Source organism: Corynebacterium sp. KPL4072 (genome assembly GCF_037908395.1).
Lineage (GTDB): Bacteria > Actinomycetota > Actinomycetes > Mycobacteriales > Mycobacteriaceae > Corynebacterium > Corynebacterium kefirresidentii.
In genome coordinates this window covers 98,213-113,032 of record NZ_JBBMGE010000006.1, presented here as the reverse complement: position 1 = coordinate 113,032, position 14,820 = coordinate 98,213, and the positions used below count along the sequence as shown (strand labels likewise).

Sequence of the window (14,820 nt, the reverse complement as noted above, 5' to 3'; positions counted from 1 at the left end):
CAAGAAATTCATCAATTCTCCCAATCCCCCAATCTTTCCTAACAGAAGGACCACTGCTTCCAAATGGCCAATTTGAGGGGCCAGCCCTCGAAGTAAGCAAGTCAGCGGAACCAGAAGTTGCGCGTACCCTAGAAATGGCATTTCAACAGGGCCAACCGACCCTGCTTCAAAGAACGACCGGCAAATCAATCATCCGCCAAAAGCAGAGCCGAAGCAACCATAGGATGGGATTACAACTAAGGGAAGCCCCGATGAATTTCCATACACATCAACAATGCAAGGAGGTAAAGGGGCCACCGTAAACGGAGTTTCTCCGCTGACACAGAACAAGCGGAGTGGTCGCCTACGTGGCTTCTACAGGCGAAATAATAATCAGAACGGTGGCTTCTTCCGAGTGAAACTAACCGAATAGGACAATCAATGCTGAAAATAGAGTTAGACATTGAACCAGAGCTAGCTGGCGTGGAGTTTTTTGGATCTCAAGACGCGAGCAACGACCTCATCTGGCAAACCACTCCTCTAGTGGGCTTAGCAGACGGTGCGATAAGTCTCGGCATCAAAGAATTGATAGATGACGAAACTTTTCACGTATCAGTAGAAGTAACCTCCACACGGCGAATCCTCAAAGATGCATTTCTTTCACACGATCTTTTGATTGATTCTGAAGGTTTTGAGATAGCAGATGTTCTGAATTCAAATCCGAAAGGTAGAGAAGGAGTTGTTGGACGGAGCTTCCGTTTGCCTTGGACGGGAAAAACGACCCTGCAGTTTCAGTCTCCTACAGGTTTTGCGACCGATCGCGACGGGAATCTGGTTCCGACATCACTTTTCGTACTCGTCTGCCCATCTTTCAACTAGTCACGGCTAAAATATAACTTACCTTTTCCTTTTCACACATTTTTCGTCAACCCTCATTACTAGTACCCAAAAAGCAGTTTTAACTTTAATTCGATGAGGAAACCTAGATGCTAAAATTCTCTTTAGACAGCCCTAAAGGCAGCCGCCCTAAAGCGGGACAGCTCTACCTGATGAAAACCACCCTCGGTTACATCCCTGTTGGCGTCGCCTCCACCGAAGCATTCTTTGGTGCGGCCGCAATGCTCCACCCTTATCGCGCGCTCATCAGCGATCCATCAGATACAACCTGGTTTCCACTCGTCGAAAAGAACGAACTGCTTATTCCGCCAATTCAGATCGTCAAGAGTGACTTCAGAAAAGGCGGACCTTTTCAGAGAATCCCAGCGAAAAGCCATCCTAATACCATCCCTTTTGACAACTACTTCGACTACACACTCGCGAGCTTATGGTCACCCGAGGAGCAGGCATTCGTCCCCACAACAAAAGAAGATGAATGGGTGCCAAAGGAAAGACGGATCATCAACTACACGATCCACGACACAAATCCGCCGCAAGGCGGCACCACGGATGAAGCCCCAGAAGGCACCTACTTTATGACCCCTGTCCTAGGCGAGCACCGCGAAATCGAATATGCCCTTGAAGACGCACTCGCCTACTACGGTCTAATCGATACCCCGCGCCCCACGCGCCCCGACTTCATTGAAAGCCAGGAACACGACACTATGCAAACCGACTCACAGCAGGAAGACCAGCCACTCTTCCACCTCGCAGAAATCGACGGTATGACCACCCTGTTCGCCGCCATGGACACCATGCCAGAAGAAGCAGCCGGCGTCATAGAACAAGCAGGGCACACACCCAACGGCTACTTCTTCGACAACCTCGCCAAGTACCTACTCCGACAAGCAAACGTAACCACCAACGGCATCGAATTCGACAGCGAAGCAGGCATGTTCAGCCTCATTGGCACCACCAAGATCCTGCAACCACTCCACGACCAACTCACAGAACTCTTCAACAACACAAACGACCTACAACAAAGGCTCAAGCAAGCCGAAGCAGCAGGAATAGACTTCGACGACTAAAAAGAAGCTTTGTCCTGACACGTTAAAAACTAGTCAGCTGGCTGGAATGGTGCTGCGCATTATTACTGATATACCTACGACAGACTTGGCCGACATATAGCCAAAGACACCATCAATACCGGGCCTGACCCCTAGCAGAATCGTTGAATACCACCCTCAAGCGTGGAGTCTTGCGCAATAGGAAAGTCTTTGACAATCCGATCGCCTGAAGGCGGTGAAACCGAGACTTCAGCTACACCGGCTAGGGGTGCCCCAACCATTCAATCAGCATCCAAGAAGACCAAATCTAATCCCACCAACACGCTGAGTCACAAACGTTTAGCCCTGAGCCCTGGAAAACGACTTAAGCCCGCGGTTATCCGCGGGCTTAAGTTCATTGAGGCTTAAAGTTCAGCAGGAGATACGCGCTTCGGCAGAACAACCGGGCGGGTACCCGCCAGCTCTTCTACGATGCGTACTACCTGGTTGGAGTAACCGAACTCGTTGTCGTACCAGACATAGAGCACGAGGTGCTTGCAGGAGGCAATGGTGGCAACACCATCGACAATGCCAGCGTGGGTATTGCCGATGAAGTCAGAGGAAACAACCTCTGGGGAGGCAATGTAGGAAATCTGCTGGCGCAGGTCAGAGTGCAGCGAAACGTTGCGCAGGAAGTCGTTGACCTCTTCGCGGTCTACTTCCTTTTCCAGTTCAAGGTTAAGCACGGCCATGGACACGTCCGGGGTAGGAACACGGATGGCGTTGCCGGTGAGCTTACCCTCAAATTCCGGCAGGGCCTTAGACACAGCCTTAGCTGCACCGGTGGCGGTAAGCACCATGTTCAGGCCCGCAGCGCGGCCTCGGCGATCGCCCTTGTGGTAGTTATCAATGAGGTTCTGGTCATTGGTAAACGAGTGCGCGGTCTCCACGTGGCCGTGGGTGACACCGTAGCGGTCATTGATGACCTTGAGTACCGGGGTGATGCCGTTGGTGGTGCAAGATGCAGCGGAGAGGATCTGGTCCTCATCGGTAATCTTTTCGTTATTGATGCCGTAGACGATGTTCTTGATATCGCCCTTGCCCGGTGCAGTCAAAAGCACACGAGAGATACCCTTGGCCTTGAGGTGCTGAGACAATCCTTCGCGGTCGCGCCACGCGCCGGTGTTATCTACCAAGATGGCGTTGTTGATGCCATAAGAGGTGTAGTCAATCTCGGACGGATCGTTAGCGTAGATCATCTGGATCTTGGTGCCATTGGCCCAGATGACCTCATTTTCCTCATCCACGGAGATGGTGCCGTTGAAGGCGCCGTGGACGGAATCGCGGCGTAGCAAGGAGGCGCGCTTGAGGATGTCTCCATCGCCCTTCTTACGCAGGACAATGCCGCGCAGGCGAACTCCACCATAAGCTGCCTCGCGGGCGACGAGCAGGCGGGCCAGCAGGCGGCCAATGCGGCCGAATCCGTAGAGAACGACATCGGTGGTTTCCAGATCCACGCCAGCACCGACGATCTCGCACAGCTCGCCTTCCAGGTACATGCGGAGGTTTTCCTCGTTGGACTCCTCCCAGCCCAGAACCAAGCGGCCTAGATCCACGCTGGCGGCGCCTAGGTTCATGTCCGCCAATTCCACCAGGATTGGCAAGGTCTCCGCCGTGGACAGGTGGCGCTGCGCAATGCGGCGACCGTAACGGTGAGACTTGATGATGTCGATATCCGTCTGGCCCACCAGCGGGCGGCCGAAGATGGTGGTGACAACGTTATTGTTGCGGTGCAGCTGGTGGATGAGTGGAATCATCTGCTGCGCCAGCTCAAGGCGCTCGTTCCAATCATCATGGCCAACATGTGCGTTCGCGGTCACGTAATTCATTCCTTTTCTGTCACGGGGGTGGCATTGAATCTACAAACATAAATATTAGCGCCTACTAGTGTGGGTTTTGGCATAGTCGGTTAAGGATGTCGGCCACAGTACCCCCGTTTATTTTCTCCACTTCGGTTCCTACGAGGCAATAAGCTACGGCATCATCGTGCTGCGCACGGCGTTCCTTGAGCACGGGATTCAAAAGCGGATACACCGGTGGAAGATCGGGATGGCTACGGGTGTAATCGGTCTCTAGCCCGCGGGCATACCGGCCAGAAAAGGCACGGGTGGAAACGGTCTGTCCACCGCTGCCAATTAGCCGCCGGTTATAGTCGCTCGTTCCGGCTTCTCTAGCGAGCAATAAGGCAGATCCGCACGAGCAGGCGGTAACCCCTGGCCAAGATAAAGCGACGGCGATATCGTCTGCGGTGCGCAGTCCGCCAGCTGCGATAAGGGGAAGGTCAGGCACAGCGGCATGCACGTCGGATACTAGCTCTTCCAACTGCCTGGAATCAGGAGTCGCGGTTATGTCCCAAGTGCCGCGGTGACCACCGGCGGCGGGTCCTTGGACGCAGAGCACGTCGACGCCACTGCGGGCGGCCGCAATTGCCTCCCCCGGAGTCGTTACGGTGGTCCAGGCTTCTGCACCTGCGGCGTGGATGCGTTCTACGCACTCGGGGGTAAAGGTGCCAAACATAGACCACACCACGCGAGAGCCACCCTGAAGAGCTAGCTGTAGTTTTTCTTCAAACCCAAAGGAATAGTCGGGTTCAGGAAGCAGGTGGTTTTCCGCCCTTGCCAGCTCGCGCGCGGCTGCAAGGTGCGCATCAGTCAGTGGTTCCTGGGGGCAAAAGAGGTTCACCCCGAACGGTATGCCGGCGCACTGTTCTATCTGTGTGCGAGCGGAATCAATGCTGGCAGAGCCCAAACCTAGGGTGCCGAAAGAGCCGACGGCATGAGCTGCGTGCACTAGTTCCGGGGTGGTCGGGCCACCGGCCATTGGCGCGGGAATTACGCTACGGGAAAGGGAGCTAATAATCTGACTCATAACACCCCACCCTACCGAGAGAGGAAGCTAGCGCAGTGGCAGCTTTAGGAGATTTTTTCGCGCGGATCTTTGGCTCGAAGGATACGCAGCAACTAGGACTCACACCGTCCGAGCTTGAGGCAGACTGGCTTATCGTGGGCTTGGGTAACCCCGGCGCGAAGTATGCCGCTACCCGCCACAATGTGGGCTATATGGCCATCGATGATCTCCTCGCAGCTGGTGGAGATGTCCTCGAACCGGTGCGCGGGCTAGATCTGCAGGCAGCATCGCTTAATTGGGAGGGCCATAAAGTACTTGCCGTGCGTTCGGGCACCTTTATGAACCTCTCGGGGGATCCTGTGGCACCACTAGCGCAGCAATTAGGTATCGCTCCAGACCATGTGATTGTCCTCCACGATGAGCTCGATCTGCCGGCCAATAAGGTCCGGCTCAAGCAGGGTGGCAATGAAAACGGGCACAACGGACTCAAGTCCCTCACCGAGCGCTTAGGCACGCGCGACTACTTGCGTGTACGAATTGGCATTGCACGGCCGCCCAAGGGCTCGTCGATTCCAGACTATGTATTAGGCCCGGTGGATACCGGCGCGGACTTTGACGACGCCATTGCCACTGCAGCTAAGGCGGCTCGGCTCATCGTGACCGAAGGGCTAAGCAAAGCCCAAAACCAGATTCACTCGCGCTAGCACTGGGAGAATTTCTCTAGGGCCTGCGGGCTGCCGGCGGCGACGATGAAATCGGTGGGGGCAAGTTCGGTGGCGTCGGCAAGTGGGGCCCACTGCCCTTCCGCACAACGCACCGAAACCAATTGCACGCGGTGGGTGCGCCAGATGGCGGAAAGGTCGAGCGGTCGGCCCACCAATGAGCTAGGAACGGCCATTTGGGTCACGCCGTAATCGGTAGCGATTTCTGCGAAATCACGAAAGCGCCCGCCCAAAAGGTAGGCTACACGGCGGCCGGTATCGCGCTCCGGACGGATGACATGGTGGGTGCCAATCTGGCTCAAAATGCGCGCATGCGCCTCCGAATCTGCCTTGGCCCAGATATCTTTCACCCCCAACTCCACCAGATTAGACGCGGTAAGAATGGAGTCTTCTAGGTGGGAGCCGATAGCGACGATGACGCGCTCGACTTCCTCCACGCCCAGCTGACGTAAGGCTTCCGGGTCAGTAGTATCTGCCGCAATGGTCTCAGTGAGGTAAGGCGCTTCTTCGCGCACGCGCTTTTCGCTGGAGTCAATGCCAAGGACCTCAACGCCATTGGCCATCAGCTCATGGGCTAGCGAGGAGCCAAAGCGTCCCAAGCCGATGACGACGACGGGTGGAATATCGATGCCGGCGCGGGTGCGGCCCAGCGCCTTGAGAATATTAGCCAAGGAACGGCCTTTCTTCGGGATAGCTAAAACGCCGACTTACGGTTTTTGCCGCCAGCGCCGCTACCAAGGTGGTTGGGCCAACACGGCCCAGGTACATGATGAGGCACAGCACTATCTGCGAGGGTGCAGATAGGCTGGCGGTAATTCCGGTGGACAAACCCACCGTAGCGAATGCGGAGAGCACTTCGAAAGAGACTTGGTCACCACTGAATTCCGGATCAAAAAAGCGCAGGGCCGCCACGCCGAGTGTGACCACCATGACTCCGGCAAAGCTCAAAGCCAGGGCCTGGCGGGTTACCGAGCGCGGAAGGCTGCGGTGCCCGATGGTCGTGGTTTCGCGCCCAGTGAACTCAGCCGCCATCGCCGCCAAGAGCACGCACGCGGTGGTGACCTTGATGCCGCCGGCGGTACCGGCAGACCCGCCGCCGATAAACATCAAAATATCGGTGCCCATCAGGGTAATGGGGTGAGCCTGCCCGTAATCGATGGCATTAAAGCCGGCCGTGCGCGGAGATGCACTGGCAAAGAAAGAGTTGAGCAGTTTTTCTCCCAGCGACATGGACGACAACAGTCCGGTCCATTCCATGCAGGCGAAAAAGACCGCACCCGCTACCAAGAGCACGGTCGTAGCAACCAGAGTCATGCGCGCGGTAATGGAGATGCGGTGGACCACGAAACGGTTGCGGCGCACGAGGCGTACCAGCTCTGCCCATACCGGAAATCCCAAGCCACCACCTATCAGGGCGGCGGCCAGGGGCAGCAGAATCCAGGCATCTGCAACAAAGGGCACCAGATTATCACTATTGGTGCTAAAACCCGCGTTATTGAACGCAGAAATGGCGTGAAAGATGCCTTCCCATACCGCGCGCGGAAAGGAATGACCATAGCCAATCATCAACCGCGCAGCCACGATGAGAGCGATGATGATCTCTGCCACGGCGGTAAAGGCAAAGGTAAAAATCAGCGTCTTGCGAATTCCGCCAGGAGCAATGGGGCGCCCCTCATAGGCGCCCGTTTTGCGTGCTTTGAAGCTAATCCGGCCGGTAAAAAGCAGGCCGGATAGCGAGGCCAGGGACATGATGCCCAAGCCACCCAGTTGGATGAGTGCCAAGATGATCACTTGGCCGGCCGGGCTCCAAAAACTACCGGTATCCACCACGATAAGTCCGGTTAGCGATACCGCAGACGTAGCGGTAAAAAGCGCAGACAGAAAAGAAGCGCGGGCGGTGCCGGCCTCGGCGAACGGTAGCATGAGCAAAACCGTTCCCAGCAAAATGAGCAAAAGAAAGCCGGCGGCGGTTAAGCGCGCCGGTCCCCACTGCCGTATGGAAAGCAGATGTTTCACGAGCGGAAGTATAGACCTGCTTGGGGTGCAAGGAAACTGCTAGCAGGCACCACCCCCGCCGCGAAGTTAAGATTGGGGCTATGACTTCGCCACATAGCACTGCCAAGACGATTGTGATTACGGGCGCATCGGGCGGGCTGGGCGCCGCGGCCGCACGCCAGTTGCACCGCACCCGCCCGCAAGACAACCTGGTTATTATTGGCCGCAACCCGGAAAAGACTCGCGCGGTGGCACAGGAAGTGGGCGGCCAGTACTTCCTTGCCGATTTCGAGTCTTTGGGGCAGGTGCGCCGCCTGGCTGGAGAGTTGAGCGAGCTGGAGCATATCCATGCGCTAGGCAATAATGCTGGCGGCATTTTCGATGGCCCCTCCACCACTGCTGATGGATTTGAGCGCACCTGGCAAGTCAACGTGGTTGCGCCCTTTCTGCTGACTTCCCTGCTTCGGGACAAACTGCGCGAGGATAACGCGAACGTGGTCCAGACCGCTTCGCTGGCCAATTTTCTCATGTCCAACTTTGCCCCAGACGATCCCAATACCGTGGAGCACTTTAGCCCCGAGCGTGCTTATGGCAACGCGAAGTTGGGGGATATCCTGCTTACCCGCTATTTCGATGCCCACGGGCTTAATGCAGTCTCTTTCCACCCGGGCGTGCTGGCCACGGACTTTTCCAAGTCCTCGACGGGCATGATGTCCAAGATTTATTCAGGGGTTCTAGGCAAAACCTTTGGCAAGCCTGCCGAAGGCGGCGATAACCTCGCCTACTACCTGACCGGCACTGAGGGAATCCATTTTGAGTCCGGCGAATACTACAACGACAAGCGCAAACCCGGGCTGCAGCGCCCCATTGCGAAGAAGCTATCGGTAGCCCGCCGCGTCTTTGATGATTTGGGGCGCCGCCTCAATGTGGAGTGGTAGCGCAAACCCACTAGACTATGCCGCATGAGTTCTGTCGTTTCTGAGGCCTCACGCCGCCGCACGTTTGCCGTCATCGCCCACCCGGATGCTGGTAAGTCCACGCTGACGGAGGCGCTGGCGCTACACGCACACGTTATTAATGAGGCCGGCGCGGTCCACGGCAAGGGCAACCGCAAGTCCACCGTGTCTGACTGGATGGACATGGAGAAGGACCGCGGTATTTCCGTGGCTTCCTCAGCGCTGCAGTTCGAGTATGCGCCCGAGGGACACGAGGGCGAGCCCTACATGATCAACCTGGTTGATACCCCAGGCCACGCGGACTTTTCGGAAGACACCTACCGCGTGCTCACCGCGGTAGATGCGGCAGTCATGCTTATCGACGCCGCCAAGGGCCTCGAGCCCCAGACCCTCAAGCTCTTCCGCGTCTGCAAGGCCCGCGGCTTGCCCATCGTCACTGTGATCAATAAGTGGGACCGCGTGGGCCGCGAGCCCTTGGAGCTCGTTGATGAGATCGTCAACGAAATCCAGCTGCAGCCCACCCCGCTGTACTGGCCGGTGGGCATAGCCGGCGACTTCCGCGGCCTGGCACACATCAACGAGGATGGCGAGGCCGATGAGTATATCCACTTCATCCGCACCGCTGGCGGTTCCACCATTGCTCCAGAGGAACACTTCGACCCGGATTCCGCCGGTGAGAAGGAAGAAGATGTGTGGGAAACCGCGGTCGAAGAGGCCGAGCTCCTCGCCGCCGATGGTGCCCTGCATGATCAGGAGCTTTTTGAGCAATGCGTGACCTCCCCACTCATTTTTGCCTCTGCGATGCTGAACTTTGGTGTGCACCAAATCCTGGATACGCTGTGTGCCATTGCCCCGGCCCCGCACTCGCGCGAGTCTGATCCTAAGGCGGTTGAGGCTGCCACCAGTGCTATCGATGAGGTCCGCGAAGTAGGCGATGAATTCTCCGGCGTCGTCTTTAAGGTTCAGGCAGGCATGGACCAAAAGCACCGCGATAATTTGGCCTTCATGCGCGTGGTCTCCGGCGAGTTTGAGCGCGGCATGCAAGTGCACCACGCCCAGTCTGGCCGCAGCTTTTCCACCAAGTATGCCCTGACCGTCTTCGGCCGCACACGCGATACCGTGGACACCGCCTATCCCGGCGATATCGTGGGTCTGGTCAACGCCGGCTCACTCGCCCCTGGTGACACCATCTATTCCGGCAAAAAGGTCCAGTTCAAGCCGATGCCACAATTCGCCCCGGAGGCTTTCCAGATTCTGCGCGCGAAGTCGCTGGGCAAGTACAAGGCCTTCCGCAAGGGCCTGGATCAGCTAGCAGCCGAGGGCGTGGTTCAGATTCTCAAGAACGAAGCCCGCGGCGATGCCTCGCCGGTCATGGCGGCGGTCGGCCCCATGCAGTTCGAGGTCATGCAGGCCCGCATGGAATTCGAATACAACGTAGAAACCGTCACCGAACCCGTCCCCTATTCCGTGGCCCGGCGCACCGATGCTGAATCCGCCCCGGAACTAGGCCGTCAGCGCGGAGTGGAGATCTTTACCCGCCAAGATGGCGAGCTCATCGCGCTCTTTGGTGATAAGTGGAAGCTCGCCTTCATTGAGAAAGAACACCCAGAGCTGACCATGGAAACGCTGGTGGCGGATTAAAGCAGCACTGCTTTCTTTTCTCTACAAGACAAGCAAAAGGCCGCTTCCCATTCTTGGGAAGCAGCCTTTCTCGGTTGCCCGGTTAAAGCATCAACATCACTGGGACAACGGCGATTTTGACCACCTGTGCCACCACAATCGTGGCGGCGTAGCCGATCATAATACGCGAGTCGGAGCTAAGCCCCGTGGCGTAATTGACTACGGCTGGCTGGGCAAAAATGCCGGAGAGTCCGCCGACGGTGCGAGTTTCAGATTGCCCCATGAAGCGATTCGCCACGGCGAACAACACAGCAGCCACCGAGGTAACAATGGCAGCAAGGATCATGCACTTCAGCCCCATCCAGGAGAATGCGGTGGACAGGAATGCCTCACCAGAAGATAGGCCCACGGATGCCAAGAAGATGACGAGGCCCCACTGCTGGAAGGCGGTATTAATGGAGGCCGGAACCTGCCACGGGATGCGGCGGGTGCGGTGCAGCGCGCCGAGGATCAGGCCGGTAATCAGCGGTCCGAGTGCAAAGCCCAGTTCGAAGGAAGCGCCTCCCGGCATCGGTACTACGACCTGGCCGAGCAGGTAGCCCAAGAAAAGACCGCCGCCTAGTGCCACCCAGTTCAACTCGGAGTAGGACTTAACGGAGTCACCGAAGTAATCCCGGATATCGCCCAAACGGTCAAACTTCACGATGAGCTCCAGCGTATCGCCAGAGGCCAAGTGGGTTTCATTATTGGCTAGGAACTCCTCGTCGCCACGCTGTACGCGCACGATGCGGCCGCCATAGCGAGAAAACAGGTTCAACTCCTCTACGGTGCGACCGGCAATATCCTGGTTAGATACAGCCACGGTTTCGATGACCAGGCGCTTATCCACGAACGGAGTCTGCGGCTGGCGCTTGCCCAGCATTTGGGTGAGCTCACGGGCCTTAGCCTTGGTGACCATCACGCGCAGGATATCGCCCTTGTGCAATTCGGGGTGATCGCCGGCAACCCGGACCTTATTACCGCGGCGAATGGTAGCGATAACAAAGTGATCCTTGAACTGTTCTTCCAAATCATCGTAGTTCACGTCTTTGGTAACGCGAATGGTGCGGGAACGGAAGATCTTGGAGGCAGAATTGTCCTTATCGTGCTTGGCGGGCCAATTCTGCTTGAGCAGGAATGCCACGACCAAAATGGCCACCGCCACGCCCACGGGATAGCCCAGCGAGTAGCCCACGGCGGGTAGCTCTTCACCGGTTTGTTGCTGGGCAACTGCCAGCGACGGCGTCGAGGTCGTGGCGCCGGCAAATACACCAACGGAAGCCAAGGTATCCAGCCCCAGCATGCCACCAAAGAGGAGGGCTGCGCCCGCAGCCACCACAATCGCAATGGCCGCCGTGAGCATGTGCTTCATCTGCTTGGAAAAGCCCTTGAAGAAGCGCTCACCAGCGGAGAGCCCCTGCATATAAATAAAGAGTCCCAAGCCCAGCTCTTGCAGGGAGCTTAGGATGTCTTTGTCCAGGTCAATAAACGAGCCGAAGGCCAAACCCACAAAAAGCGTGCCGGCCGCGCCAAAGCGCAGCGGCCCGAAAGGAATCATGCCAAATAACGTGCCGAGCAGCACTATGAAAAAGATGCTCAGCCATATATTTCCATCAAAAATTGCTAACACGCTGGAATAGTTTAGGCATTTTCCAGCAAAGTGCCACGTGAAAGGCACATTCTTTAACGACCACCAATGGCATCGCTACTGCTTAAGCCCTTTTCGTCAGTGACCACCCACCCCCAGCAGCGGCACATCTCACAGGAAACGCTCATAGTGAACTAATCGAGGAGGAATTCCTTCCACCGTGGCCACTCCGTATAGGTCTGGGCTTTACCCGCCTGATAGTTCGCCCGCAGCTTGTACACATTGCGTTCGGTAGAGGACACCTGCATATCTTCCGGAAAAAATAATTGCGCTTTGCCTTGGCGCTCCAACTCCAAAAGCCGGTCTTTGGCTGCGTTATAGAGGGCGGGGCGGGCTATGAGGGCGTCGGCAATAGCGGGGTACCTGCGGAAGACGCGGCGGACAAAGGCTGGGCGCGCCACTTCAGGGCGCACATACCCACGCGGCTTAGTGCCGATAAACAGGAACTTCTCGTATCCGGCCTCTTCTGCTTGCGCAATGGTAATGCCACCGGAAGAGCCCAAAGCACCGTCCACGTACGGCGCGCCGTCGATAAATCGCATCGGCATAATCAACGGCAGCGTGGAAGAAGCGCGCACACGCACGAGGAGATCTTCCGGGGTGTGGATGTCCTGGCGCGTCCAGTAGACAGACTCGCCAGTATCGGCGCGCGCTGCAGCGAGCACCATATCGGCCGGATGGTCGCGGTAAGCCTGCCAATCAAAGGGAAAATCCTTGTCCGCGGCGCGCTCATAAATGTACTCGGCATTGAAATACCCGCTACCACGCACCAGCGAACCCACGCCGCCGAAGCTGGGGCTTTGAGCAAAGTCCGTAAAAGACTCTTCTGTGCGCTGGGCATCGCGCGAGAGGTAATTGATGGTGTGGGAAGCCCCGGCGGAGACGCCACCTACCCAGCCAAAGTCCACGCCCTCTTCGAGGAGCTTGACCATACAGGCTGCCGTATAGGAATTGCGCATGCCGCCGCCTTCAATAACGAGTGCGGTGTTGCTGGCATCAATCATGGTGCCCCATACTACGCTGGACCCAATGAAGCGCATTTTCCGGCAATTGCTCGCGGACGAGGAAGGCACCTTCGATATTGAAACCGGCCAGCAGCCCCGCACCGGGTTTGCCTACACTCCCACCGGGAAGGCGCTGCTGAAAGCAGATGAGCCCACTCCGGATGCAATACGCACGGCCCTCGCATTAGCCAGGCAAGAAGGTGCACGCTATCTCAGTACCTGGCGCCACCCAGACGGGCCTTTGGTATTTTTTGCCGCGGCGGTTACCCAGGACGAATCTCTAGCTCGCGAGCACGCTGCCGCTACGGGGCAGCGCACATACTTTGATCTAGAGCGCTGCCGCACCATTACCGTGCGCGCTTACTAGACTAAAGACTTATGGGATTAAAAGATGCACTTGCTCGGCTCACCGGCACGCAGTCCCCGCGCCTAGCGCACCCCGATTCCGCTGCCCCCACTGCCCAGGTGGAAAAGCTGGAAATCCACACCGCCGACTCATTGATCATAGTGGTCACAAATCAGCCCGGCGCGGAGGTGCTGCGCGAGGCAGCCCGCTCCCGCGAGTCGGCCACACTGGTTTCTCCCACCGCAACGGCTCATTTTCCGGCTGCGAAGAAGGATGCCCTACCCATCAAGGATCCCCGGCGCGGCTGGGTTATTCCGCTTACGCCCGCGCTTGCCGACGCCCTCTTAGACCACCTCCCCCACCCCGGCGAATATGAGCTCTCCCCCGCCTTGGCTTTAGTAGTCGAATAACTTCTGAAAGAGATCCTCACATGCTCCTTTTACCCTTTGCTGGAAAGAAGCCACGCATCCATCGCAGCGCGTGGATTGCGCCTAATGCCACCATCATTGGAGACGTAGAAATCGGCCCAAAATCCTCCGTATTTTATGGCAGCGTACTGCGCGGCGATGTAGGGGCAATTCGGATTGGCGCGCGGTGCAATATTCAGGACAATTGTGTCTTCCACGTGGAAGAAGATACCCCCTGCGTACTGGAAAATGATGTCACGGTGGGACACATGGCGATGGTCCACGCCGCACACGTGGAGTCAGGTTCTTTAGTGGACATGTCCTCCTCATTACTTTCTCGCTGCACGATCGGTGCGGGCTCGCTTATCGCCGCCGGTGCCGTGGTACTAGAAGGCACAAAAATTCCGCCGCGCAGCCTTGCCGCCGGCGTGCCGACCAAGGTCCGCCGCGAACTCAGCCCAGAGGAGTCGGATGCTTTCATCCCGCATGCGGCGCGCTACGTGGAGTGCGCCCAGCGCCAATCTAGTGAGGCATTAAGCCTGGATGAAGTCCTCTTTGATTAAAGCGACACTACGCCCATCAGGATAAGAAAGATCGCCACGAGGTAACCACCAAAGAGAGCCACTTGAGTGCTATTGGCACGGGCAGCGGCAAAAAGCCTGCCCGCCGCCGACTCGGGATGCGCGCGCACCACAGCGATAAATAGGCCACAGATGGTAGGCAAGGATAGCGCTAGGCTGGCATACCACACTAGGCCTCCATATTGTACTGCCGGAGAGATATCTTCTGTGGCCAAGTGCATGAGCCCGTAATAAAAAGGCACCGAGGTTAGTGATTGCACCACGCCCATCACAAAGCCGATGAGTGCAGTAATCAGCGACGGCGTGCGCAATGGTTCTAGTAGCCGGTTGACCAAGGCGTTGGGTTGCCCTTTGGAGCGCCACGAGCCGATAGCGACGGCGATGCCGACTGCGACCAACACCCAGCCAGCAATGGGCGAGCTCAAAATGGCCTCAATTTGATCTTTTACTCCAAGCAGAAAAAACATGACCACGGCCGCTGCAACGAGCACCCCGACCCAATCTCCTACCACCACCAATGCGGCGATGCGCCGGTACTTGCCGCGGGGCGAGATGATGCCGATGGCCACAAGGATGCCAATAAGTAAGGCATTAACGGAATCCAAAAGGGCGAAACTAACGGCATGGAGCATGCCGGATAGTCTACCGCTCCACGCCGAAATCTCCGACGCTGCAGAGATTGAATGTTTTATCT

The 14,820-nt window shown here is 57.1% G+C and carries 16 protein-coding genes; 9 read left to right on the top strand and 7 right to left on the bottom strand.

Annotation, left to right across the window (positions count from 1 at the left end):
* The first annotated feature begins 229 nt into the window (after nucleotides 1–229).
* The 3 genes from WMP97_RS11855 to WMP97_RS07800 all read left to right on the top strand — a co-directional run bounded on the left by WMP97_RS11855 (nucleotide 230) and on the right by WMP97_RS07800 (nucleotide 1,943).
* The gene (locus WMP97_RS11855) at nucleotides 230–412 is read left to right on the top strand and encodes a NucA/NucB deoxyribonuclease domain-containing protein (RefSeq protein WP_445293090.1); all 183 of its coding nucleotides are present in this window, start codon (nucleotides 230–232) and stop codon (nucleotides 410–412) included.
* Between the two features lie 8 nt (nucleotides 413–420).
* Entirely contained in the window at nucleotides 421–858 is a 438-nt protein-coding gene (locus WMP97_RS07805) for a hypothetical protein (RefSeq protein ID WP_340440223.1), read from the top strand.
* Nucleotides 859–965: 107 nt separating this feature from the next.
* Entirely contained in the window at nucleotides 966–1,943 is a 978-nt protein-coding gene (locus WMP97_RS07800) for an Imm51 family immunity protein (RefSeq protein ID WP_086588159.1), read from the top strand.
* Between the two features lie 383 nt (nucleotides 1,944–2,326).
* Here the strand turns inward: WMP97_RS07800 and WMP97_RS07795 are convergent, their stop codons facing one another.
* The gene (locus WMP97_RS07795) at nucleotides 2,327–3,781 is read right to left on the bottom strand and encodes a glyceraldehyde-3-phosphate dehydrogenase (RefSeq protein WP_445293088.1); all 1,455 of its coding nucleotides are present in this window, start codon (nucleotides 3,779–3,781) and stop codon (nucleotides 2,327–2,329) included.
* A 64-nt stretch (nucleotides 3,782–3,845) separates the two neighbouring features.
* Nucleotides 3,846–4,829 carry a nitronate monooxygenase gene (locus WMP97_RS07790; RefSeq protein ID WP_340440219.1) on the bottom strand — a complete coding sequence of 328 codons (984 nt, stop codon included), beginning with the start codon at nucleotides 4,827–4,829 and terminating at the stop codon, nucleotides 3,846–3,848.
* Nucleotides 4,830–4,864: 35 nt separating this feature from the next.
* On the opposite strand from WMP97_RS07790, the gene pth reads away from it, so the two are divergent.
* Nucleotides 4,865–5,512, top strand: coding sequence for an aminoacyl-tRNA hydrolase (gene pth, locus WMP97_RS07785; RefSeq protein WP_340440218.1), 648 nt, complete (start codon nucleotides 4,865–4,867; stop codon nucleotides 5,510–5,512).
* On the opposite strand, the gene WMP97_RS07780 is transcribed toward pth, so the two are convergent.
* Nucleotides 5,509–6,201: a potassium channel family protein gene (locus WMP97_RS07780; protein WP_023021931.1), complete on the bottom strand. Its 693-nt coding sequence runs from the start codon at nucleotides 6,199–6,201 to the stop codon at nucleotides 5,509–5,511. The genes pth and WMP97_RS07780 overlap by 4 nt on opposite strands.
* Nucleotides 6,194–7,546 (bottom strand): TrkH family potassium uptake protein, encoded by a 1,353-nt coding sequence (locus tag WMP97_RS07775; protein WP_340440217.1) that lies wholly within the window; start codon nucleotides 7,544–7,546, stop codon nucleotides 6,194–6,196. The genes WMP97_RS07780 and WMP97_RS07775 overlap by 8 nt, the downstream gene beginning before the upstream one ends.
* 80 nt (nucleotides 7,547–7,626) lie before the next feature.
* On the opposite strand from WMP97_RS07775, the gene WMP97_RS07770 reads away from it, so the two are divergent.
* Together WMP97_RS07770 and WMP97_RS07765 are read left to right on the top strand one after the other, a co-directional pair.
* Nucleotides 7,627–8,463, top strand: a complete 837-nt coding sequence (locus WMP97_RS07770) for an SDR family NAD(P)-dependent oxidoreductase (RefSeq protein WP_340440216.1) — start codon at nucleotides 7,627–7,629, stop codon at nucleotides 8,461–8,463.
* Nucleotides 8,464–8,487: 24 nt separating this feature from the next.
* Nucleotides 8,488–10,122 (top strand): peptide chain release factor 3, encoded by a 1,635-nt coding sequence (locus WMP97_RS07765; protein ID WP_340440215.1) that lies wholly within the window; start codon nucleotides 8,488–8,490, stop codon nucleotides 10,120–10,122.
* 82 nt (nucleotides 10,123–10,204) lie between these two features.
* On the opposite strand, the gene WMP97_RS07760 is transcribed toward WMP97_RS07765, so the two are convergent.
* Together WMP97_RS07760 and WMP97_RS07755 are read right to left on the bottom strand one after the other, a co-directional pair.
* On the bottom strand, nucleotides 10,205–11,770 hold the full coding sequence (locus WMP97_RS07760) for an aspartate-alanine antiporter-like transporter (RefSeq protein WP_248099087.1): 1,566 nt from the start codon (nucleotides 11,768–11,770) through the stop codon (nucleotides 10,205–10,207).
* Between the two features lie 152 nt (nucleotides 11,771–11,922).
* The gene (locus WMP97_RS07755) at nucleotides 11,923–12,792 is read right to left on the bottom strand and encodes a patatin-like phospholipase family protein (protein ID WP_200287898.1); all 870 of its coding nucleotides are present in this window, start codon (nucleotides 12,790–12,792) and stop codon (nucleotides 11,923–11,925) included.
* Nucleotides 12,793–12,817: 25 nt separating this feature from the next.
* On the opposite strand from WMP97_RS07755, the gene WMP97_RS07750 reads away from it, so the two are divergent.
* Genes WMP97_RS07750 through WMP97_RS07740 form a run of 3 tightly spaced genes read left to right on the top strand, consistent with a single transcriptional unit; the run spans nucleotide 12,818 to nucleotide 14,108 of the window.
* On the top strand, nucleotides 12,818–13,159 hold the full coding sequence (locus WMP97_RS07750; protein ID WP_248099090.1) for a hypothetical protein: 342 nt from the start codon (nucleotides 12,818–12,820) through the stop codon (nucleotides 13,157–13,159).
* Between the two features lie 11 nt (nucleotides 13,160–13,170).
* Nucleotides 13,171–13,548 carry a hypothetical protein gene (locus WMP97_RS07745; protein WP_248099092.1) on the top strand — a complete coding sequence of 126 codons (378 nt, stop codon included), beginning with the start codon at nucleotides 13,171–13,173 and terminating at the stop codon, nucleotides 13,546–13,548.
* A gap of 20 nt (nucleotides 13,549–13,568) precedes the next feature.
* Nucleotides 13,569–14,108 carry a gamma carbonic anhydrase family protein gene (locus tag WMP97_RS07740; RefSeq protein ID WP_248099095.1) on the top strand — a complete coding sequence of 180 codons (540 nt, stop codon included), beginning with the start codon at nucleotides 13,569–13,571 and terminating at the stop codon, nucleotides 14,106–14,108.
* Here the strand turns inward: WMP97_RS07740 and WMP97_RS07735 are convergent.
* Nucleotides 14,105–14,758, bottom strand: a complete 654-nt coding sequence (locus WMP97_RS07735) for a hypothetical protein (protein WP_248099098.1) — start codon at nucleotides 14,756–14,758, stop codon at nucleotides 14,105–14,107. The genes WMP97_RS07740 and WMP97_RS07735 overlap by 4 nt on opposite strands.
* Nucleotides 14,759–14,820: the final 62 nt, after the last annotated feature.

What these genes read in the sequence shown, in the direction of transcription:
- WMP97_RS07765 (WP_340440215.1), top strand. Translation starts at nt 8,488, where the DNA reads ATGAGTTCTGTCGTTTCTGAGGCCTCACGCCGCCGCACGTTTGCCGTC.
- WMP97_RS07800 (WP_086588159.1), top strand. Translation starts at nt 966, where the DNA reads ATGCTAAAATTCTCTTTAGACAGCCCTAAAGGCAGCCGCCCTAAAGCG.
- WMP97_RS07770 (WP_340440216.1), top strand. Translation starts at nt 7,627, where the DNA reads ATGACTTCGCCACATAGCACTGCCAAGACGATTGTGATTACGGGCGCA.
- WMP97_RS07735 (WP_248099098.1), bottom strand. Translation starts at nt 14,758, where the DNA reads ATGCTCCATGCCGTTAGTTTCGCCCTTTTGGATTCCGTTAATGCCTTA.
- WMP97_RS07805 (WP_340440223.1), top strand. Translation starts at nt 421, where the DNA reads ATGCTGAAAATAGAGTTAGACATTGAACCAGAGCTAGCTGGCGTGGAG.
- WMP97_RS07740 (WP_248099095.1), top strand. Translation starts at nt 13,569, where the DNA reads ATGCTCCTTTTACCCTTTGCTGGAAAGAAGCCACGCATCCATCGCAGC.
- WMP97_RS07755 (WP_200287898.1), bottom strand. Translation starts at nt 12,792, where the DNA reads ATGATTGATGCCAGCAACACCGCACTCGTTATTGAAGGCGGCGGCATG.
- WMP97_RS07750 (WP_248099090.1), top strand. Translation starts at nt 12,818, where the DNA reads ATGAAGCGCATTTTCCGGCAATTGCTCGCGGACGAGGAAGGCACCTTC.
- WMP97_RS07790 (WP_340440219.1), bottom strand. Translation starts at nt 4,829, where the DNA reads ATGAGTCAGATTATTAGCTCCCTTTCCCGTAGCGTAATTCCCGCGCCA.
- WMP97_RS07745 (WP_248099092.1), top strand. Translation starts at nt 13,171, where the DNA reads ATGGGATTAAAAGATGCACTTGCTCGGCTCACCGGCACGCAGTCCCCG.